Source organism: Kitasatospora sp. NPDC001660, from assembly GCF_053596725.1.
In genome coordinates this window covers 86,506-107,389 of sequence record NZ_JBSFGU010000004.1, presented here as the reverse complement: position 1 = coordinate 107,389, position 20,884 = coordinate 86,506, and the positions used below count along the sequence as shown (strand labels likewise).

17 protein-coding genes and 1 tRNA gene are annotated in these 20,884 nt (G+C 70.2%); 5 read left to right on the top strand and 13 right to left on the bottom strand.

Features of this window, described 5'->3' with window-relative positions; all coding sequences use genetic code 11:
* Positions 1-79: 79 nt before the first annotated feature.
* A complete protein-coding gene (locus ACWCXH_RS05810) occupies positions 80-1,051 on the bottom strand; it encodes a DUF5937 family protein (protein ID WP_449800071.1) in 972 nt (323 codons plus the stop codon).
* A gap of 67 nt (positions 1,052-1,118) precedes the next feature.
* On the opposite strand from ACWCXH_RS05810, the gene ACWCXH_RS05805 reads away from it, so the two are divergent.
* The 3 genes from ACWCXH_RS05805 (at position 1,119) to ACWCXH_RS05795 (ending at position 4,839) form a co-directional block, all read left to right on the top strand.
* Positions 1,119-2,336, top strand: coding sequence for an MFS transporter (locus tag ACWCXH_RS05805; protein ID WP_449800070.1), 1,218 nt, complete (start codon positions 1,119-1,121; stop codon positions 2,334-2,336).
* Positions 2,337-2,414: 78 nt separating this feature from the next.
* Positions 2,415-3,281, top strand: a complete 867-nt coding sequence (locus ACWCXH_RS05800) for a helix-turn-helix domain-containing protein (protein WP_449800069.1) — start codon at positions 2,415-2,417, stop codon at positions 3,279-3,281.
* Positions 3,282-3,381: 100 nt separating this feature from the next.
* Positions 3,382-4,839 carry an aldehyde dehydrogenase family protein gene (locus ACWCXH_RS05795; RefSeq protein WP_449800068.1) on the top strand — a complete coding sequence of 486 codons (1,458 nt, stop codon included), beginning with the start codon at positions 3,382-3,384 and terminating at the stop codon, positions 4,837-4,839.
* Between the two features lie 285 nt (positions 4,840-5,124).
* Here ACWCXH_RS05795 and ACWCXH_RS05790 read toward each other — a convergent pair whose 3' ends face one another.
* The 4 genes from ACWCXH_RS05790 to ACWCXH_RS05775 form a co-directional block, all read right to left on the bottom strand.
* Positions 5,125-6,966 (bottom strand): bifunctional metallophosphatase/5'-nucleotidase, encoded by a 1,842-nt coding sequence (locus tag ACWCXH_RS05790; protein ID WP_449800067.1) that lies wholly within the window; start codon positions 6,964-6,966, stop codon positions 5,125-5,127.
* Between the two features lie 240 nt (positions 6,967-7,206).
* The gene (locus ACWCXH_RS05785) at positions 7,207-7,704 is read right to left on the bottom strand and encodes a hypothetical protein (RefSeq protein ID WP_449800066.1); all 498 of its coding nucleotides are present in this window, start codon (positions 7,702-7,704) and stop codon (positions 7,207-7,209) included.
* Positions 7,691-9,349, bottom strand: a complete 1,659-nt coding sequence (locus tag ACWCXH_RS05780; RefSeq protein WP_449800065.1) for a substrate-binding domain-containing protein — start codon at positions 9,347-9,349, stop codon at positions 7,691-7,693. Before ACWCXH_RS05780 ends, ACWCXH_RS05785 begins: the two co-directional genes overlap by 14 nt.
* Entirely contained in the window at positions 9,346-10,434 is a 1,089-nt protein-coding gene (locus ACWCXH_RS05775; protein ID WP_449800064.1) for a hypothetical protein, read from the bottom strand. The genes ACWCXH_RS05780 and ACWCXH_RS05775 overlap by 4 nt, the downstream gene beginning before the upstream one ends.
* Positions 10,435-10,712: 278 nt before the next feature.
* Here ACWCXH_RS05775 and pyk point away from each other — a divergent pair, with 278 nt between their 5' ends.
* Entirely contained in the window at positions 10,713-12,143 is a 1,431-nt protein-coding gene (gene pyk / locus ACWCXH_RS05770) for a pyruvate kinase (RefSeq protein ID WP_449800063.1), read from the top strand.
* A 43-nt stretch (positions 12,144-12,186) separates the two neighbouring features.
* Here the strand turns inward: pyk and ACWCXH_RS05765 are convergent, their stop codons facing one another.
* Positions 12,187-12,975, bottom strand: a complete 789-nt coding sequence (locus ACWCXH_RS05765; RefSeq protein ID WP_449800062.1) for a helix-turn-helix domain-containing protein — start codon at positions 12,973-12,975, stop codon at positions 12,187-12,189.
* Positions 12,976-13,094: 119 nt separating this feature from the next.
* Positions 13,095-13,167, bottom strand: a tRNA-Leu gene (locus tag ACWCXH_RS05760).
* Positions 13,168-13,309: 142 nt separating this feature from the next.
* Between ACWCXH_RS05760 and ACWCXH_RS05755 the strand changes: the two genes are divergently transcribed.
* The gene (locus ACWCXH_RS05755; RefSeq protein ID WP_449800301.1) at positions 13,310-13,924 is read left to right on the top strand and encodes an ANTAR domain-containing response regulator; all 615 of its coding nucleotides are present in this window, start codon (positions 13,310-13,312) and stop codon (positions 13,922-13,924) included.
* Between the two features lie 62 nt (positions 13,925-13,986).
* Here ACWCXH_RS05755 and ACWCXH_RS05750 read toward each other — a convergent pair whose 3' ends face one another.
* The 6 genes from ACWCXH_RS05750 to ACWCXH_RS05725 form a co-directional block, all read right to left on the bottom strand.
* Positions 13,987-14,703: an ABC transporter ATP-binding protein gene (locus ACWCXH_RS05750; RefSeq protein WP_449800061.1), complete on the bottom strand. Its 717-nt coding sequence runs from the start codon at positions 14,701-14,703 to the stop codon at positions 13,987-13,989.
* Positions 14,700-15,539 (bottom strand): ABC transporter ATP-binding protein, encoded by an 840-nt coding sequence (locus ACWCXH_RS05745; protein ID WP_449800060.1) that lies wholly within the window; start codon positions 15,537-15,539, stop codon positions 14,700-14,702. Before ACWCXH_RS05745 ends, ACWCXH_RS05750 begins: the two co-directional genes overlap by 4 nt.
* A gap of 4 nt (positions 15,540-15,543) precedes the next feature.
* Positions 15,544-17,472 (bottom strand): branched-chain amino acid ABC transporter permease, encoded by a 1,929-nt coding sequence (locus ACWCXH_RS05740; protein WP_449800059.1) that lies wholly within the window; start codon positions 17,470-17,472, stop codon positions 15,544-15,546.
* 5 nt (positions 17,473-17,477) lie between these two features.
* Positions 17,478-18,407 carry a branched-chain amino acid ABC transporter permease gene (locus tag ACWCXH_RS05735; RefSeq protein WP_449800058.1) on the bottom strand — a complete coding sequence of 310 codons (930 nt, stop codon included), beginning with the start codon at positions 18,405-18,407 and terminating at the stop codon, positions 17,478-17,480.
* A gap of 167 nt (positions 18,408-18,574) precedes the next feature.
* Positions 18,575-19,801 (bottom strand): ABC transporter substrate-binding protein, encoded by a 1,227-nt coding sequence (locus tag ACWCXH_RS05730; protein ID WP_449800057.1) that lies wholly within the window; start codon positions 19,799-19,801, stop codon positions 18,575-18,577.
* A 591-nt stretch (positions 19,802-20,392) separates the two neighbouring features.
* The gene (locus tag ACWCXH_RS05725) at positions 20,393-20,857 is read right to left on the bottom strand and encodes a PaaI family thioesterase (RefSeq protein ID WP_449800056.1); all 465 of its coding nucleotides are present in this window, start codon (positions 20,855-20,857) and stop codon (positions 20,393-20,395) included.
* Between the last annotated feature and the right edge of the window lie 27 nt (positions 20,858-20,884).

Here is a 20,884-nt window from a genome sequence, read left to right as displayed (position 1 = left end):
CGACGCGTTCCCGTTGAACTCTCTTCCAGAAGAACGGGGTTGGCGCCTTTCGGCCACTGGGTGGGGTGCGTTCCGGTTGCTACGGGCGCAGCAGGAGGTCCGCCGCCTCGGTGCGGACGTACAGGACGGTGCGGCCGGTGCGGTGGCGGGCCAGGAAGCCGGCGTCGTGCAGGGCGCCCAGGTGGTGGGAGACGTTCGGGGCGGAAAGGCCGGTGCGGGAGGCGAGTTCCGTGGTCGAGGCCGGGGAGTCCAGCTCGGCGAGCAGCCGGGCGCGGGTGCGGCCGAGCACCCGGGCCAGGCCCTCGGGGACGGGGGCGGCCGCCGCCTCCCACAGCGTCGCGACCCCGCGCGGCGGGTAGACCAGGCCGGGCTGCCACGGCGGGTTCTGCTGCGAGAACACGCCCGGCCAGGCGAACACCGTCGGCAGCAGGACGAGCCCGCGCTCGCCGTCCAGCCGCCGGTGCACGTCGATCCGGTGCCCGATCCGCAGGGTGTCGCGCTCCCAGGAGACCAGCGGGTGCAGGTCCGCGAAGAGCGCCGCCGGGCCGCCCGCCGACATCTGCCGGGCCCGGCGCAGGACCTCGCCGTCGACGAGCCGTTGCATCCGCGGCCAGTGCGGGGCGATCGCCGCGTCCCAGTACGCCCGCACCTCGGCCGCCAGCCGGACCAGGCCCGCCTCCGGATCGCGCGCCAACTCCGCCACCAGCGGGTGGAGTTCACCGCCGAGCCGGCCGATGTCGCGGCGCACGACGGCCGGGTCGGTGGCCGCCAGCGCGGCCGTCTGCTCCGCGATCGTCCCGCCCGGGCCCGGCGGCACCGGGGTCAGGAAGTCCGGCACGTACACCGTCGGCAGCCGCACCAGCGCCGACAGCAGCTCCCAGCCCACGCCCTCCAGCCGCTGCCGGGCCCGGCGGACCCACGGCAGGTGCGCGGCCTGCCGGCCCGGATCCTTGAGCACCTCGACGCTCGTCGCGACCTCGCTCAGCGGGGACCGGGCGAAGCGCGTGCGGGCCAGGTCCTGCGCCGAGAACTCCCAGGTCAGCACGGGCACCTCCGGTGAGCATTCGATCCTGGTGGAATCAGTGGGCGGCGGCGATCATGCCAGGGACGCTCGGCCCATGACCACCTCCACCGCGCCCCTGCTGCGCGACCGCCTCGGCCTGCCCGCCACCGCCGGCCGCGCCCGCCTGATCGGCGCCCACGTCGTCGACAGCCTCGGCACCGGGCTGATCCTCGCCTTCACCCTCGTCTACTTCGCGGGCACCACCGGCCTGTCCGTCGCCGCCGTCGGAGCCGCCGTCTCCACCGCACGCCTGCTCGCCCTGCCCACCGCCGTCGCCGTCGGCCCGCTGCTCGACCGGTACGGCGCACGGGCGGTCGCCACCGCCGCCAACGCACTCTCCGCGCTCGCCTACGGCGGCTTCCTGCTCGCCCACCAGGCCTGGCAGATCGTGCTGGTCTGCCTGCTCGCCCAGGTCGGCCACGCCGCCTACTGGACGTCCAGCACCGGCCTGGTCGTCCTCGCCGCCGACGAGGGGGAGCGGCCGCGCTGGTTCGCGCTCGTCCAGACCGTGCGCAACGCCGGACTCGGGCTCGGCGGCGCGCTCGGCGCCGTCCTGGTGGCCGACGGCGGCGCCCTGCGGCTGCTGGTCGTGCTCAACGCGGCCAGCTACGCCCTCGCCGCGGCCCTGCTCGCCACCTGGCGGCCCGCAGGAGCCGCCCGGCCCCCGCAAGCCCGCACGGACGCCTCCGGCGGCTACGGCCCGGTCCTGCGCGACCGGCGCTACCTGCTGCTGATCGCGATCAACCTGACCTTCGTCTTCGCCTCGATGATCCTCAGCGCGCTGCTCGCCGTGTACCTCACCGCGGGCCTGCACCGCGACGCGTGGACGGCCGGCGCGCTGCTCGTCCTCAACGGCGTCCAGGTGGTGCTCACCCAGAGCGCCGTCGCCCGCCGGCTCGAACGCTTCCGACCCACCCGGGTCGTCGCCGCCGGCGCCCTGCTCAACGCGCTCGCCTTCGCCCTGTTCGCCCTCGTCGCCGCCGCCCCCGGCTGGGCCGTCCTCGCCGGACTGTTCGCCGCCATGGCCGTCTACAACCTCGCCGAGACCGTCGCCACCCCCTACCGCGAGGACCTCAGCGTCTCCCTCGCCGACCCCGAGCGGCGCGGACGCTACCTCGGCCTCTACCAACTCTCCTGGAACGTCGGCCAGGCCGTCGCCCCCGGACTGCTCACCCTGCTCCTCGCCCGCGCCGCCGCCCTGCCCTGGCTGTTCCTGCTGGTCCTCAGCATCGCCGCGGTGCCCGCGCTGCTACGGCTGGAACGCACCGCCTGACGGGCTGTTGTTCGTCGGTGCCAGATGGCAGACTGCGCCCGACGGCCGGGGGGCTGCGCGAGTGCGGAGGTTGACGCGATGAGCACGACTCAGGCAGGCGGAGGCGCGACGGTGCGGCGCCTGCTGCTCGGATCCCACCTGCGCAAGCTCCGCGAGGCCAGGGGCGTCAGCCGCGAGGAGGCCGGATACTCGATCCGCGCCTCCGAGTCCAAGATCAGCCGCATGGAGCTCGGCCGGGTCGGCTTCAAGGAACGCGACGTCGCCGACCTGCTCACCCTCTACGGCGTCGAGGCCGAACAGGAGCGCGCCAGCGTCCTCGGCCTCGTCCGCGACGCCAACGCCACCTCCTGGTGGCACGGGTACGGCGACGTGCTGCCCCCCTGGTTCCAGAACTACGTCGGCCTGGAGGAGGCCGCCACCGAGATCCGCAGCTACGAGGTCCAGTTCGTCCACGGGCTCCTCCAGACCGCCGACTACGCCCGCGCCGTCATCGCCGCCGGCGGCCACGTCACCGAGCCCGCCGAGATCGAGCGCCGCGTCGAGGTCCGGATCAAACGCCAGGCGGTCCTCACCGCCGAGCGCGCGCCGCACCTGCTCGCCGTCCTCGACGAGGCCGCGCTGCGCCGCCCCTGGGGCGGGCCCGACCTGATGCGGGCCCAGATCGACCGGCTCCTCGACCTCACCGAACTGCCCAACGTCGACCTCCAGGTGATGCCGCTCGGCTTCGGCGGACTGCGCGCCGAGGGCGGCGCGTTCACCGTGCTCGGCTTCGCCGAACCCGAACTGCCCGACGTCGTCTACCTGGAGCAGTTCACCACCGCGCTCTACCTCGACAAGCCCGCCGAGGTCGCCGAGTACACCGGCGCGATGGACGGCCTCCTCGCCGACAGCCTCGGCGCCGAACGCACCCGGGAACTTCTTCGCTCCGTACGCCAAGAGCTGTAGGCCATCAGTACGATGAGCACCGATCAGATCTGGTCACAGGTGTTCCAGTTGCTCCTTCCTTAGGCACGTTCTCAGCGTTCTCAGGCACGAGAGGGATCGGATGTCGTACTTCTCCGAGTTGGCGGCGCAGTACATCGACGGCGAATGGCTGGCCGGCGACGGCTCCTGGGACATCGTCGACGTCGACCCCTACACGGGCGACAAGCTCGCCACCGTCACCGTCGCCACCGTCGAGCAGGTCGACCGGGCCTACCGCGCCGCCGCCCGCGCCCAGAAGGAGTGGGCCGCCACCAACCCGTACACCCGGCGGCTGGTGTTCGAGCGCGCGCTGCGCCTGGTCGAGGAGCGCGAGGAGGAGATCACCCGGGCCATCATGACCGAGCTCGGCGGCACCGCCCTCAAGGCCGGCTTCGAGCTCTCCCTCACCAAGGACATGCTGCGCGAGTGCATGCAGCTCTCCCTGCTCGCCGAGGGCCGGCTGCTGCCCTCGCCGGTCGACGGCAAGGAGAACCGCCTCTACCGGCTCCCGGTCGGCGTCGTCGGCGTGATCAGCCCGTTCAACTTCCCGTTGTTCCTGTCCCTCAAGGCCGTCGGGCCCGCCCTGGCACTGGGCAACGGCGTCGTGCTCAAGCCGCACCAGGAGACCCCGGTCGTCGGCGGCACGCTGCTCGCGAGGATCTTCGAGGACGCCGGGCTGCCGACCGGCCTGCTCAACGTCGTCGTCACCGACATCGCCGAGATCGGCGACGCCTTCATCGAGCACCCGGTGCCCAAGGTGATCTCCTTCACCGGCTCGGACAAGGTCGGACGGCACGTCGCCACCGTCGCCGCCTCGCACTTCAAGCGGACCGTGCTCGAACTCGGCGGCAACAGCGCGCTCATCGTGCTGGACGACGCCGACCTCGACTACGCCGTCGACGCCGCCGTGTTCAGCCGCTTCGCCCACCAGGGCCAGGTCTGCATGGCCGCCAACCGGGTGCTGGTGGACCGCGGCGTCGTCGCCGAGTTCACCGAGAAGTTCGTCGCGAAGATCGCCTCGCTCAAGGTCGGCGACCCCAGGGACCCGGCCACCCAGATCGGTCCGCTGATCAACCCCGTCCAGGCCGACTCCATCAACGCCCAGGTCGACCAGGCCGTCCAGGCCGGCGCCACCGTCCTGCTGCGCGGCGAGGTCAGCGGCAGCCTGATGGACCCGGTCGTCCTCACCGACGTGCCCCTGGACGCGCCCATCCTGCAGCGTGAACTCTTCGGCCCGGTCGTGCTCGTGGTGCCCGTCGACGGCGAGGACGAGGCCGTCCGGATCGCCAACGACACGCCCTTCGGCCTCAGCGGGGCGGTGCACACCGGCGACGTCGAGCGCGGCGTGCGGGTGGCGCACCGGATCGAGACCGGCATGATCCACGTCAACGACGGGACCATCGCCGACGAGCCGGTCGTGCCCTTCGGCGGTGAGAAGAACTCCGGCGTCGGGCGGCTCAACGGCGAGTACACGGTGGACGCGTTCACCACGGTCAAGTGGATCTCGATCCAGCACGGGCGCAGCCGCTTCCCGTTCTGAGGCATCGATCCACCTCGGCGGGCTCGTGCGCCTCGAACCGCTTGCGGACCAGCAGGAGGTTGCGCTGGTGGATCACCGATGGGCCGGCCGTCATGACGATCTCGTCGCCGAAGACCTCGATCTTCCAACCGGCCGGAGGCGTCAGGCTCCGCGCGTACGCCGGCAGCCGTGCGTGGCGCCCTGGGATCCGGGCTCGCTCATGGTGCCGTTCTTCCACCGCGAAACGCCGCGAAGGCCGTCGGCGCGGGGCGAGGAGCCCCGGGCCGACGGCCTTCGCGGACGGTCCTAGAAGACCGGCTGGCCGGCGCGGACGAGGCGCCAGGAGTTGGTGAAGAAGTCGGCCGGGTCGATGACGCCCTTGGCCTTCACCCAGGCGATCATCGTGTTGCGGATCTCGTCGGAGTTCGCCCAGACCGCCTTGGCGGTCGCGACGTGCGGGAAGTTGCCGCCGCCGTTGGCACGGTAGTTGTTGACCGCGAGGACGAACTGGGCGGCCGGGTCGATCGGCTTGCCCTGGTAGGACAGGTTGACGATCCGCTGGCCCTTCGGCTGCGAGACGTCGATGTCGTAGCTCAGGCCGTAGAGCGAGTCGTAGTTGTAGTCCGGGGTGTCCTCGGCGTTGGTCAGGGTGTCCTTGTTCACCGGGGCGCCCGCGGCGAGCTGGTTGAAGTACTTCGCCGAGAACTCCAGGTAGTCCTTGAGCTGGGCGCCCGTCAGGATGCGGGCCTCCAGGGTGTTCTCGTAGATGTACAGGCCGGCCGCGTCGCGCAGCTTGACCTGGCCGGCCGGGATCAGCGCGGTGCGGTTGAACGGGGCGGCCTGCGCGAGCACCGGCAGGTTGGCGTACTGCCCGCCCGCCAGCGCTGCCTTCACGGCGTCGGCCTGGACCTTGCCGATCAGGTCGACGATCGGGGTCGACTTGAACCGGGCGTCGGCGATCGACAGCTCGATCTTGCTGGTGCCGATGTTCTGGTTGACGTACGCCACGACCTTCTTGTGCTGGTCGGTGATGGCGTTCGAGATCTCCGGGTTCTCCGGCACGGTGTTGGAGTTCAGCACGCGCGCGGAGACCGACAGCACCTTCCAGGCGCCGTCGACGAGCTCGACCTCGAAGTCGAAGCAGCTCAGGCGCTGGCCCCAGCACAGCGGCTCGGACAGCACGACCGTCTTGCCGGTCTTCTTGTTGACGATGAGGCGCTGCGGCACCTCCTTGTGGGTGTGGCCGACGAGCACCGCGTCGATGTCCGGGACCTTCTCGGCCATCTCGCCGGAGGCGTCCTCGGGCCAGGGGAGCTGGTCGCCGTAGGTGGTGGCCTCGTCGATGCCGGAGTGGGCGGAGACGACGATGACGTCCGCGCCCGCGGCCTTCATCCGGGGCACGTACTTCGCGGCGGTCTCGACGATGCCGGGGAAGACCATCTGGCCGCTGACGTTGGCCTTGTCCCAGATCGCGATGCCCGGGTTGGTGAGGCCGAGGATGCCGACCTTGATCGGGGTGTCCTCGTCCAGCCACACCTCCTTGATCACGTACGGCTTGAAGGCGGGCTTCTCGTTCTTCGCGTGCAGCGCGTTGGCGCCGAGCAGCGGGAACTCCAGCTGGTCCTCGAAGGCCTTCACGGTCGGGATGCCGTAGTTGAACTCGTGGTTGCCGAGCGCGGCGGCGTCGTAGCCCATGAGGTTCATGGCGACGGCCATCGGGTGGTCCGGCACGTTGTCGCCGTCGGTGGCGATCGGCTCGACCCGGGCGTAGTAGTACGTGAGCTGGGTGCCCTGGATGATGTCGCCGGAGTCGATCAGCAGGCAGCGGTCCCAGCCCTTCTCCTCGCGGACCTGGTTGGCCAGCGTGGAGATCTTGGCGAGGCCGACCGCGTTGTGCGCCTTGTCGACGTACTCGGCGTCGGTGAAGTAGTCCCAGTTGAGCACCCGGCCGTGCAGGTCGGTGGTGCCCATGACGGTGAAGGCCTGCTTGCGGCTCTCGCCGTCGTGCTTGTTGCCCTTGGCCCGTGCCGTGTCCGGCTCGGCGGCCGCGGCGGCGGGAGCGGCGGCGAAGGCGGTTCCACCGGCCAGGGCGGCGCCGGCGGCGGTGGCGGCGGACCGGGTGACGAAGTCACGGCGGTTCAGGGACATGGACAACTCTCCCGAGTGGGGGCAAAAACTGGCGAATGGATCGTCAACTGTTGCTCGTCTCGCACGGATGACGGCTCGACGCGCGTAGAAGGACGCGCGTAGAAGTGTGCCGTGCGGATGGCTGGATTGATAGCCCTCCGACGTTTCCAACAGGTGAGATCTTGGCGACTCGTTCGTGACGTGGGTGCGCGGGGCCTGCGAGTGATAAGGGTCGGTTTCCGGCCGACCGGAGTGTCCGGTTCAGGCCAGTTGGGCGCTCAGCAGGCCCACTTCGCGCGCGAGTTCGGCCTCCGGGTCCGGCGCGCCCGGGCCCGCCCACGGCTGCCACGTGCGGGCCCGCAGGTAGCCGGCCACGGCGAGCGGCAGGCCGTCCCGCACGATCCGCCCGGCCGCCGGGCCCGGCCCGGCGGCGCGCAGCGCGTCCAGCAGGTCGTCCACCTTGGCGGAGGGCGGCAGCGGGACGGTGCGCAGGTGGGCGGCCAGGGCCTCCAGTTCGGGGTCGACGGGAGGAGGCGGCGGGGGCGGAGGAGGTGGCGGGGGCGGCGGTGGCGGGGGCGGTGCGGGCGTCAGCAGCGCGCCCGCCGCGTACAGGCCCGCCACCACACCCGGCCACCACGCGCCGCCCAGGCCCGCGAAGTGCAGCCCCAGCCCGATCGCGCCGCCCGCGCAGCCGACCAGGTTCCGGCCCGACTCCAGGTACCGCAGCACCCGCCGGCCCGGCCCGTCACTGGTAGCCACGGATCTCCTCGAACACGCCGTCCAGCGAGCCCGTCCCGTCGAAGAGCTTGCCGCCGGTCTGGTCCGCGATGCCCTGGAGCTGGCTCACCGCCGCCTCGCCGAACCTGATCGGGAAGACCGGGATCGCCTTCGGCCCGGATGCCAGCGCGTCGTGGAACCTCCTGAAGTCCCCGTCCGTGGCGCCCTCGTTGCTCTCCCCGTCCGTCATCAGCACGATCGAGGTGAACCGGTCGTCCCCGGCCGCCTTCTGCTGCCGGTCGATCACCCGGTATGCCTCCTCCAGCGCGTCGTACAGCGCCGTGCCGCCGTCGGCCGACAGCGACTGCACGTCCGCGTTGATCGCCGCCAGCTCCGCCTCGGGCCCCGGCCGGCCGCCGGACGCCGGCACCGCGTGCGTCTTCGTCCACTTCACCCCGGACGCGAAGGAGATCAGCGTCACCTCCTCACGGTCCCGGAAGCGGCTCACCCCGCGGGTGTCGTCCGTGCCGGTCAGGCGGCCGAGCGCGGACTTCAGCGACTTGATCCGCGCACCCTCCATCGAGCCGGAGGTGTCCAGCACGTACACCGTCCGGGACGGGCGGCGCAGCTCGTTCTGGTACGAGGACAGCAGCCCGTCCGCGACGGCCCGGGTGCCCGGGAACGGCAGCTCCCGGCGGCGGTCCGACGGCAGGGACGACGCCGCCGCGGCCCCCGGGGTCACCGGGCGGCGCAGCGTCACCTCGGAGATCCGCTTCTGCACGTCCTCCTTGAGCAGGTACTGGGTGAGCCGCTGGAAGGAGTCGCGCTCGCTCTGGGCGGTGGAGGAGAGCAGCGAGAGCGGGTAGTCCGCCGACACGACGCCGTCCACCGGGCGGACGACCGTCAACCGCTGCTCCGCGGGCAGCGACTTGTTCATCGACAGCAGCACCGACTCGTAGTTGACCAGCGCCCCCACCTTGCCCGGCTCGGCCCGGGTGTACGCCTGCGCCAGCCAGCCCGACGAGCCCGAGGTCAGCTTCTGGCCGGTGAAGAACCCCTTCAGCGACGGCGTCGCCTTCTGCACGTCCGCCTCGGTCAGCGCCGCACCCGCCCCCGAGAACGCCGAGGCCACCGCGACCAGCGTGGAGAAGCCCGAGTTCGAGCGGGACGGATCGGACATCCCGTACGACAGCTGCCCGGCCGCCGCCGCGTCCCCGATCTGCGCCCAGGTGACCTTCGAACCGTCGCCCCAGCCCAGGCCGCCCAGGACGGACGAGCGCACGCCGACCGCGACCGGGGAGACCATGACCGGGGTCTCCGAGAGGAGCTTCGCCCGGCCGGCGTCGTCCAGCCGCAGGTACTGGTTCGACGGGAACCACACCGCGTCGTACCTGCCGTCCGCCTTGCCCGTGGAGACGGCGTCCGCGCCGTCGAGCGAACCCGTCCAGGCGAACTGGACGGTCACCCCGGTGGCCTTCTGCGCCTCGTCGAGGATCGGCGCCATGTCCTGCAGCTCGCTGCCCGCCAGGATGCGGAGCACGCCCGGGCGGGCGGTGGGCGCGGGTGCGTCGGTCGGCTTGGGAGCCGGGGGCGGCGCCGGGGAGGACGAGGTGCAGGCCGTCGCCACGAGAAGGGCCAGGGCGGACGCGGCCAGGCGCCAAGTCCTGCTGACGGTAAGGCGGTTCACTGCGCGTTCCCCTTCGCCGCGGCGACCAGCTTCTGCAGGACGTCCTGGGTCGGCACCTGCCACTGCTTCACCTTCGCCGTCGTGAGATCGGGCGCGAAGTTCGGCTTCCGGCCGCTCACCTCCTTGGCGAACACGTTCGGGTCCGCCTGCGGGCGGAAGCCGAACTTCGCCTCCAGCCGCCGGAGTTCCGGGTCGTCCTGGAGCAGGCCGGCCAGCTTCGCGCCCTTGTCGTTGCGGGCGACGAGCGTGTGGTCCGAGTAGATCGTCGTGTCCGGGTACATCATCACCATGTCGTCGGTCGGCGCGCCGCTCAGCGCCAGCTGCGCGACCTGCGACTCGTAGGCGAACACCAGCGGGTTGCCGACCCCCGCGAGGAAGTCCTTGAACGGCTCGTCGCTGCTGCTCTTCTGGCCGCCCTGCAGCGAGGTCGCCGTGCGCAGGACGTCCTTGGTCGCGTCGATCCCCGCCTGGTCGGACACCGGCTGGCGGCTGTTCAGGAGGTACGACAGCAGTGCGACGTACATCGCGCCCGAGGACGAGCTCTGCGGATCCGTGGTGGTCACGAAGATCCGGCCGGACAGCTCGGCATGCGCGTCCGCGCCCTTGAGGTCCTGCCACTTCCAGCCGGACCTCAGCGCGTTCAGGTACTTGTCCATCGCGAACGTCCAGATGCCCGAATCGGCGTGCGCGGCCAGGTCGTTCTGCCTCAGCACCTCGGCGTCGGACTGGTGCGTCACGATCACCAAGGGGGAGTAGAACGGCACCAGCGGCGAGTCCTGCAGGCCCCAGATGCGCTGGATCTCCTTGACCGGGGAGGCGCTGGCCGGGAAGGCGAAGTCGAGGTTCGGCTGCTTCGCCTGGTCGACCATCGTCCACGAACCGGTGGAGTCGGCGTGCACCTCCAGCCCCTGCTTCGCCAACTCGCCCTTGACCTCCTGGCTCTCGAAGAAGGCGCGCTTCTCCGAGCCGATCAGGCCGGTGACGGTGGTGAGCTTCTTCGCCCCCGGATCCGGATCCGGGATCAGCGCGTACACCACCCCGCCCAGCAGCACCAGCGCTGCCAGCACCCCCAATGCACGTCTCATACCGAACGCTTCCCCCTCGTCCGTTACGTCAACCGGGTGGTCCCCGGGTGACGAGCGTCCCGCCGGGCCGGGAGCGGCGGCTGAAGCGCCGATGAACCACGGGTGAACTAACCTTCACGGAATCGCATCGACGGACGCGGAAGCGAGCACCGCGACCGGGACCGTCGCACACCGGTCCGAGTATGTGTCAGATTGTTCAACTCGCCTTACGGCAAAGGTCATCCCGAGGTCCGGAGCGACGTCGTGGTTACGCGCCGGTAATGCCTACGCTCAGCAGTATGCGCCGAGCAAAAATCGTCTGTACCCTCGGGCCCGCCACCGACTCGTACGACCAGATCAAGTCCCTGGTCGACGCCGGGATGGACATCGCCCGCTTCAACCTCAGCCACGGCTCCCACATCGAACACGAGGAGCGCTACCGCCGCGTCCGCAAGGCCGCCGACGAGACCGGCCGCAGCATCGGCATCCTCGTCGACCTTCAAGGCCCGAAGATCCGGCTCGACACCTTCGCCCACGGGCCCGTACTCCTCGAACGCGGCGACGAGTTCACGATCTCCACCGACAACGGCGTCGTGGGGGACAAGGACTTCTGCGGCACCACCTACCAGGGCCTCGCCGGCGACGTCTCGCGCGGCGAACGCATCCTCGTCGACGACGGCCGCGTCACCCTGGAGGTCATCGAGGTCGACGGGCCGCACGTGCGGTGCATCGTCATCGAGGGCGGCCTCGTCTCCGACCACAAGGGCCTCAATCTCCCCGGCGTCGCCGTCTCCGTCCCCGCGCTCAGCGACAAGGACGTCGCCGACCTGCGGTGGGCCCTGCGCACCGGCGCCGACCTCGTCGCGCTCTCCTTCGTCCGCAGCGGGCGCGACATCCTCGACGTCCACCGGATCATGGCCGAGGAGGGGCGGTACGTCCCGGTCATCGCCAAGATCGAGAAGCCGCAGGCGGTCGAGAACCTGGAAGCCATCGTCGACGCCTTCGACGGCGTCATGGTGGCCCGCGGCGACCTGGGCGTGGAGATGCCCCTCGAACAGGTCCCGCTCGTCCAGAAGCGCGCCATCAAGCTCGCCAAGCGCAACGCCAAACCGGTCATCGTCGCGACCCAGATGCTCGACTCGATGATCAACGCGTCCCGGCCGACCCGCGCCGAGGCCTCCGACGTCGCCAACGCGGTGCTGGACGGCACGGACGCGGTGATGCTCTCCGGCGAGACCTCCATCGGCAAGTACCCCGTCGAGACGGTCAAGACCATGGGCCGCATCATCGAGGCCGCCGAGAACGACATCCTCGCCGCCGGCCTCCCCCCGCTCACCACGGGCAGCAAGCCGCGCACCCAGGGCGGCGCCGTCGCCCGCGCGGCCGCCGAGATCGGCGACTTCCTGCACGCCAAGTACCTCATCGCCTTCACCCAGTCCGGCGACACCGCCCGCCGGTTGACCCGCTACCGCTCGCCCATCCCCGTCCTCGCCTTCACCTACGAACCGGCCGTACGCAGCCAACTCGCCCTCACCTGGGGCGTGGAGACCTTCCTCGGCCCCTTCGCCCCCACGACGGACCAGATGGTCGAACAGGTCGACGCCGCGCTGCTCTCCCTCGGCCGCTGCCAGAAGGGCGACATCGTCGTCATCACCGCCGGCTCACCCCCCGGCCTCGCCGGCTCCACCAACCTCGTCCGCGTCCACCACGTGGGGACGTTGGACGTGTGATCCGTCCCGGCGCGGCCCTTCCAGGGGAAGGGCCGCGCCACCGTCAGTACTTGGGCCCGATGTGGGCGTCCATGAGGGCGACGGAGTCCTTGCGGGCGACGGAGATGTTGACCTGGCCGGTGGAGCGGGGGATCGAGGCCTTCCACTCAACACCGACGGCGTCGAGGGCGGCGGTGAAGAGGCCGATGATGTCGGTCGAGGTGTTGGTGAAGAAGTAACGCGGGTACTCGTAGCGCTTCTTCACTCCGCCGACCGTGCGGGTGGTCCAGTTGGTGATGCGGCAGCCGTCGGAGTGGATCAGGCCGCGCAGGAACTCCCAGGGGTGGGCATCGACGATCTCCTGCTGCCAGGGCGCCAGGGCTATGGTGCGTTCGTGCTTCTTTCCGGGGCCGTGTTGGGGGAAGTGGCAGGTCAGATGGTTCGAGTAGAGCTTGACGTCGTGACAGCCCGTCCGCCGGACTCGGCAGGGCTTGTTCCTTGGGAAAACCTGGCGCATGGCCTGTTCAACGGAGTCCATTACCCCTGGCCATTTGTCGTCGCAGGTGACTTGGAGAGTCATCGTGCGGCGGTATTCGTTTGGCAGGAGGATGTGGCCGTCGCCGAGGTAGAGGCCGAGAAGGTAAGCGTAGGCGGAGCGGTTGAGCTCGTCGCCGTAGCAGTGGGCGCAGCTGGAGCGCTTTCGGCCCGGGAGCTCGTTGCGCTTGGCGAGGTCCTGGTGTTTCCACCAGGAGACCGTGCCCGGTGGAACGCCGAGTCGGCGCGCGACCTCGGCGTTGCGCACGCCGCGGCGCATGAGGAGGACTGCTTGCTCTCGAACGGATCGAACTGCCATGCGGGCGATCCTCTGCCCCCTGCGTCAAACGCGCGGGCGAACGAGGTAGTTGCCACTCGAACTAGTGAAGATCGCCAACTGTTAGGTCGCCCTAAGCGGCTTTAGATTTGAAGGAAAAGTACCCCGGGTGGGATTCGAACCCACGCTGTATGGTGTTTGAGACCATGGCCTCTTCCGCTGGGCTACCGGGGCGCTTGCAGATTCGAAGGTTGCCCCCCGACCCTGCTGGGTTCAAACATACCGTGTCTAGGTACCCTCGTGCATGCAGTACCCCGCCGGAACGAGGAGCCACGTGAGCGCCGCCGACGAGCAGGCACAGCCGCTTGAGACCGATATGCCCCAGATCACCCGGATTGTGATCGCCGAGGACGAGGCGTTGATCCGCCTTGACCTCAAGGAGATGCTCGAAGAGGAGGGGTACACCGTCGTCGGCGAGGCCGGGGACGGGGAGACGGCGGTGCGGCTGGTCGAGGAACTGCGGCCGGATCTGGCGATCTTCGATGTGAAGATGCCGGTCCTGGATGGCCTCTCGGCGGCCGAGCAGATCCACGAGAAGCACCTGGCTCCGGTTCTCATGCTGACCGCGTTCTCGCAGCGGGAGCTGGTGGACCGGGCCCGTGATGCCGGGGCGATGGCGTACATCGTGAAGCCGTTCTCCAAGTCGGACCTGGTGCCGGCGATCGAGATGGCGGTGTCGCGGTACGCCGAGATGCGCACGCTGGAGCAGGAGATCGCGGATCTCTCCCAGCGGCTGGAGACCCGGAAGCTGGTGGACCGGGCGAAGAGCGTGCTGCAGACGAAGTTCGGGCTGAACGAGCCGGCTGCCTTCCGGTGGATCCAGAAGACGTCGATGGACCGGCGGATGACGATGGCGGCTGTCGCCGAGGCGGTCATCGAAGAGGGCGAGGCCCAGGACCGTAAGAAGGCTGAGGAGGGGAAGGGGGAGTAACCCCCGCCCATGCGAGAAGGGCCCGGCAGAACGTTCTGCCGGGCCCTTCCCCGTAGGTGGGATCAGTCCTCGCCGAGGTACGCCTTCCGTACGGACTCGTCGTGCAGGAGGTCGGCCCCGGTGCCGCTGAGGACGATGCGGCCGGTCTCCATGACGTAGCCGCGGTCGGACAGCGAGAGCGCGGCCTGGGCGTTCTGCTCGACGAGGAGGATCGTCGTGCCGCTCGCCTTGAGTTCGACGATCGTCGCCATGATCTTCTGCATCATCAGCGGCGACAGGCCCATCGACGGCTCGTCGAGCATGAGCAGCTTGGGCTGGGACATCAGCGCCCGGCCCATTGCGAGCATCTGCTGTTCGCCGCCGGAGAGGGTGCCCGCCGCCTGCTTCCTGCGCTCGCCGAGGATGGGGAACAGGGTGTAGGCCCGTTCCACGTCGGCGGCGATGCCGGCGGTGTCGCTGCGCAGGAAGGCGCCGAGGAGGAGGTTCTCCTCGATGGTCATGCGCGGGAAGATGTGCCGTCCTTCCGGGGAGTGGGCGAGGCCGAGGGACACGATCTTGTGGGCGGGGACCGTCGCGAGGTCCTGGCCGTCGAAGACGATCCGTCCGGCGGTGGGCCGCAGGAGTCCGGAGAGGGTGCGCAGGGTGGTGGTCTTGCCGGCGCCGTTGGTGCCGATGAGGGTGGTGACCTCGCCCTGGTTGACGGTGAAGCTGATGCCCTTGACGGCTTCGATCTTGCCGTAGGCGACGCGGAGGTCCTCGACCTCCAGGAGCGCGGTCACTTGGTGTCCTCCGGTGTTGCGGTGGTGCTGTCCTCCAGCGGGGCGCCGAGGTAGGCGGTGATGACGCGTTCGTCGTTCTGGACGGTCTCGCGGTCGCCCTCGACGATCTTCTGGCCCTGGACGAGTACGGCGGTGCGGTCGCAGAGGTTGAAGATGAACCGCATGTCGTGCTCGATGACGAGGATGGAGATGCCCTTGTCGCGGATGGCGAAGACGAGTTCCTCGGCGGCGCGGGTCTCCTGGGGGTTCATGCCGGCGGTGGGTTCGTCGAGCAGGAGGAGGCCGGGGTCGGAGGCGAGGGCGCGGGCGATCTCCAGCTTGCGCTGCTCGCCGTAGGGGAGGTTGCGGGCGAGGTGGTCGGCTTTCTCGGCGAGGCCGGTGAAGGCGAGGAGTTCCATGGCGCGTTCGCGGCTCTCGGCTTCGGCGCGCTTGTAGCCGGGGCCGCGGAGGATGGCGGAGAAGAGGCCTTCCTTGGTGCGGGTGTGGCGGCCGACGAGGACGTTCTCCAGGACGGTCATGTTGGCGAAGAGCCGGATGTTCTGGAAGGTGCGGGCGATGCCGGCCTGGGTGACGAGGTGGGGTTTGGGCGGCAGGACGGTGCCCCGGTAGCGGACCTGGCCCTCGGTGGGGACGTAGAGGCCGGTGAGGCAGTTGAAGAAGGTGGTCTTGCCGGCGCCGTTGGGGCCGATGAGGCCGATGATCTCGCCCTCGCCGACGGTGAGGGAGACGTCGTTGACGGCGGTGAGGCCGCCGAAGCGCATGGTGACGCCGGTGACGTCGAGGATCGGTGCGGTGGACGTGGGCGTGTCGGCCGGGGGCGTCGCAGCGGTGGTCATCGGGTCACGCCCCTGCCTTGGTGAGTTCGGTCGGCTCGCCGGTGGGCTGGGCCGGGATGGCGGCCTCGTGGAACTCGAGTTGCTGCCGCCGGTTGGGGATGAGGCCTTCGGGGCGGACGCGCATGAGGACGATGAGGGCGGCGCCGAAGGCGAGGAGCTGGTAGTCGGAGAGGAATTCGAGCTTCTTCGGGATGAGGAAGAGGAGGGTGGCGCCGGCGAGGGGGCCGCTGATGGTGCCCATGCCGCCGAGGATGACGGCGGCGAGGAGGAACGCGGAGTTAGGCGGGAGGGCCTCGGCGAAGGTGTACTGGTCGGGGGTGACGGTGTAGCTGACGTGGGCCTGGACGGTGCCGGCGAGGCCGGCGAGGCAGGCGCCGAGGGCGAAGGCGAGGAGCTTGAGGCGGAAGCCGTTGATGCCCATGGCCTCGGCGGCGGTCTCGTCCTCGCGGATGGCGACCCAGGCGCGGCCGATGCGGGAGTTGCCGACGCGGGCGAAGACGAGCACGACGAGGGCGGTGACGAGGAGCATCAGCAGGTAGTAGTTGGAGAACCGGCCGAGTTCGATGCCGGCGACGGTGTGGGACTCGCCGAGGTCGAAGCCGAAGATCTGCAGGTCGGGGATCCGCGGGATGCCGTTGGCGCCGTTGGTGACCTTGGGGCCGGTGGTGCCGTTGAGGTTCTGCATGGTGATGCGGAAGATCTCGCCGAAGCCGAGGGTGACGATGGCGAGGTAGTCGCCGCGCAGGCGCAGGGTGGGGGCGCCGATGAGGACGCCGAAGACCATGGAGACGGCGGCGCCGGTGAGCATCGCGGCCCAGAACGGGAACTGGACGTGGATGGGCGAGGCGGGGGAGCCGGAGACGAGCGCGGCGGCGTAGGCACCGACGCCGAGGAAGGCGACGTAGCCGAGGTCGAGCAGGCCGGCGAGGCCGACGACGATGTTGAGGCCGAGTGCGACGGTCGCGAAGATCAGGATGTTGGTGGCGACGGAGGTGTACTGGTCGCTGCTCTGGGTGAACGGGAAGCTGGCGGCGGCGGCGAAGGCGGCGCCGGTGGTGACGGGCCGGTGCTTGACGGTCAGCGCGCGCAGCCGGGCGACGAGTCCGGACCTGGTGAGGGCGGCGGCGACGAAGACGGTGAGGAGCAGGTAGCCGGTGAAGAGCTCGCCGTAGTCGGTGTCGACGCCGAAGGTGATCGCGAACAGGCCGATGCCGAAGGCCGCGACGATGATCAGGACCTCGACCCAGGAGGGGAGTTGGCGCGGCGCGGGCAGCGGCCGGTCGATCTTCCCGAGGCGCAGCCAGGTGTTGGCGACGTGGCCGAGCTGGACGAGCAGGACGGCGCCGGTGGCGATGGCGAGGGCGCCGGCGAGGGCGGTCATGACGGGGGCTACGGGCTTGTCGCCGGGGATGGCGTGGGCGCCGATCCAGCCGAGGGGGGCGGCCGGGACGAGGAGGAAGAGCCGCCGGTCGAGGATCTTCAGCGGGACGGCGGTGCGGCGGTCGAGGGGCAGGCCGAGGGCGCCGGCGAGGGTGAGGATGCCGCCGGCGGCGAGGACCCAGCCGCCGGGTTCGAGGTTGGCGAGGCCGCCGAGTTCGACGGAGATGGCGGTGACGGCGAAGGCGGCGACGGCGAGGGTGCCGGTGGCGGCGTACAGGACGGCGTTGTGGCTGCGGCCGGGGGCGGCCCAGCGGAGGCCGGGGGTGCCGTGGGTGGCGAGGAGGAGGACGAGGGTGAGGAGCCCGGCGACGAGGGCGAGCCATTGGAGGCCGGCGGGGGAGCCGTAGTAGGTGAGGTCGCCGGGGAAGTCGGAGGTCCATGTCCAGGACATGGCGGCGGAGGCGGCGGTGGCGAGGGCGCCGAGGCCGGTGAGGGCTGCGGCGGCGCGGGCCGGGAGGGGGATGACCGGGCTGGTTTCGGTTCTGGTGGTCATGGTGGTCACGCCCTGTCCGCGACGCGCTCGCCGAGCAGGCCCTGGGGCCGGACGAGGAGCACGAGGATGAGGAGTACGAAGGCCCAGACGTCCTTCCAAGCGCCGCCTCCGAAGAGGCTCATGCCGGGCAGGTGCTGGATGTAGCCGGTGGCGAGGCTTTCGGCGAGGCCGAGGGCGACGCCGCCGAGCATGGCGCCGTAGATGTTGCCGATGCCGCCGAGGACGGCGGCGGTGAAGGCCTTGAGGCCGAGGATGAAGCCCATGCGGAAGTCGACCTGGCCGCTGCGCAGTCCGTAGGCGACGGCGGCGACGGCGGCGAACGCGGCGCCGATGGCGAAGGCCATGACGATGATGCGGTCGGTGTCGATGCCCATGAGCTTGGCGGTGTCGGGGTCCTGGCTGGTGGCCTGCATGGCGCGGCCGGAGCGGGTGCGGGTGACGAACCAGCCGAGGGCGAGCATGCAGAGCGGGGCGGCGACGATGAGGAAGAGGTCGCTGGGCTGGATGGTGACGGAGCCGAGGCTGAAGGGGTCGCCGGGGATCTTGGGGAAGACGCGGGCCTTCTTGGCGTCGGGGTAGAAGGAGAAGACGAGTTGCTGGAGGAGGATGGAGAGCCCGATGGCGGTGATGAGGGGTGCGAGGCGGGGCGCGTTGCGCAGGGGCCGGTAGGCGAAGCGTTCGGCGGCGACGGCGGTGAGGGTGGAGACCAGGATGCCGGCGATCAGCATCAGCGGTAGGGCCAGCCACATGGTGGTGCCGCCGGGGAGGGCGAGGTAGGCGGTCAGGGCGCCGAAGCCGCCGACCATGACGATCTCGCCGTGGGCGAAGTTGATGAGCTGGACGATGCCGTAGACCATCGTGTAGCCGATCGCGACGAGCCCGTAGAGGGCTCCGAGGATCAGGCCGTTGGCCAGCTGCTGCGGTAGGTCGTGCACCGCTGGGCCTCCGTTGTGCGTTCGGGTGTCCGCGTGGGGTGGGTGGATGTGGGCGCGCGCGGGGGCACTCGTGGCGCCCCCGCGCGGGTGGTGCTGGAGAGGAAGGTGCCGGGCCGGTGGCTCAGCCGTTGAACCGGTGGCTCAGCCGTTGAACGAGGGCCGGTGGCTCAGCCGTTGAAGGTGCCGGACTTCTCCACGTCCCACTTGCCGTCCTTGACGGTGTAGACGGTGAGCTGCTTGTTGGTGGTGTCGCCGAACTCGTCGAAGGAGACCTTGCCGGTGACGCCGTCGAAGGAGATCTTCTGGACGGCGTCGACGACGGCGGGGCGGGCGCTGGAGGGGAGCTTGCCGCTGTTGGCGCTCACGACGTTCTTGACGGCCTCGATGATGGCCCAGGCGCTGTCGTAGGAGTAGCCGCCGTAGGTCTCGTACGGGTCCTTGTAGCCGGCCGCCTGGTAGTCCTTGATGAAGTTGGCGGCGGTGGGGAGCTTCGTGACGTCGCCGCCGACGGCGGTGGCGAAGTCACCGGCGCTCTTGGGGTTGAGCTTGATGTAGTCGGCGCTCTGCATGCCGTCGCCGCCCATGAGCGGGATGTTGAGGCCGGCCTCCTTGAGCTGGAGGGAGAGCGGGCCGGCGGCGGGGTACTCGCCGCCGTAGTAGACGGCTTCGGCGCCGGAGCTCTTGACCTTGGTGACGATGGCGGAGAAGTCGCGGTCGTCGGGGTTGACGTGCTCCTCGCCGGCGACGGTGCCGCCGAGCTTGGTGAACTCGCTCTTGAAGGTGGCGGCGAGGCCGGCGCCGTAGGTCTTCTGGTCGTCGATGATGAAGACCTTGGTCTTCTTCGAGTCGGTGTAGAGGAACTGGGCGGCGAAGGGGCCCTGGACGGCGTCGGTGGTGGCGGTGCGGAAGTAGCTCTTGAAGGGGCGCTTCTTGTCGCCGGTGGCCCACTTCTCGCCCTGGGTGAGGGCGACGCCGGTGTTGGCGGGGGAGATATCGACGAGGTTGGCGTCGTTGAAGATCTGCTGCATCGACTGCGCGACGCTGGAGTTGAGGGGGCCGACGACGCCGAGGACGGTGTTGTCGGCGACGAGCTGGGTGGCGTTCTGCTGGCCGGGGGCGGGCTTGGCGGTGTCGTCGAGGGCCTTGATCTGGAACTTGACGCCGGGGACCTCGTTCGTCTCGTTGGCCTTCTTGACCGCGAGGTCGACCGAGTTCTTGATGCCGATGCCGATGGCGGAGAGGTCGCCGGTGAGCGGGGCGTCGACGCCGATGGTGACGGTGGTGGCGGAGCCGCCGCCGTCGGCGGACTTCTTGTCGCCGCGGGAGCCGCACGCGCTGAGGCTGAGGGCGGCGATCACGGCAATGCTCACGACAACTGTAGAACGAGAACGCACGAGGGTCCCCTTCGGTTCGGAAGGCGCCGCGCCTGAATGGCGGGAGCCGGGGTGCGCGATGGCCGGGGCCGATCCGGTGGCGCGGTGACTGGCCGTGACTCTAGATGCCGTTGGGCGGCTCGGGCAGTGGTGTGGCCAGGCTGTGATTCTCTTGTTATGAGCACACGTAGCAGTTGTCTCAGCATGTGGTCGTTTCGGCGCGACCGACCTGGCGATTCCGGGCGTTTACCCGCTGGTGGGGCGATGTAAGGGCCAAAAATGGGGGTTGCCGCCCGACACGCCGATAATCGGACACAGGTGTTCTGTGTGCTGGTTCCGGGCGCGTAGGTCCGTAATGCGGACATCGGCGGGCTTGCCGAGGCAATCTCGGGGCCTCTGGGGGCTTCGGATCTGACGGATCGTCGGATTTCCGATTGTTACGCAGCGTTATAAAGTTTAAAAACTGTTACTGCGGGCGCCCGGATATGACACCGCCCCCTTGTCCGGACCAACGCCTGCCCAGGGCAGTGGAAGGTCAAACAAGGGGGCGGAAACGGGATTTGACGAGGTGTTCGCCCTGACGGGACCCCGTCAGCGGCGACCGGCGGGCCGTCAGAGGTCGCGCAGCATGCAGGTCAGCCGGCAGCTGGTGATCCGGCGGCCGGTGTCGTCGGTGATCGCGATCTCGTACGTGGCGGCGGTGCGCCCCTTGAACACGGCCGTCGCGACGCCGGTGACCAGCCCGGACGTCGCCGAGCGGTGGTGGGTGGCGTTGAGGTCCACGCCGACCGCGTAGCGGCCGGGGCCGGCGTGCAGCATCGCGCCGATCGAGCCCAGCGTCTCCGCCAGCGCCGCCGACGCGCCGCCGTGCAGCAGCCCGTACGGCTGCTGGTTCCCCTCGACCGGCATCGTGCCGACCACCCGGTCGCCGGAGGCCTCGACGATCCGGATGCCGAGCTTCTCGCCGAGGTGGCCGCCGGAGAACGTCTCCGGGCTGACGCCGAGCTTGGCGAAGTGGTCCAGCACCTCCTGCGGGACCTTCAGGACGGGGGTCGCGTCGGGGGCCGCGTCGGTCATGGGGGAACTCCTGCCGCTCGGGGGTCA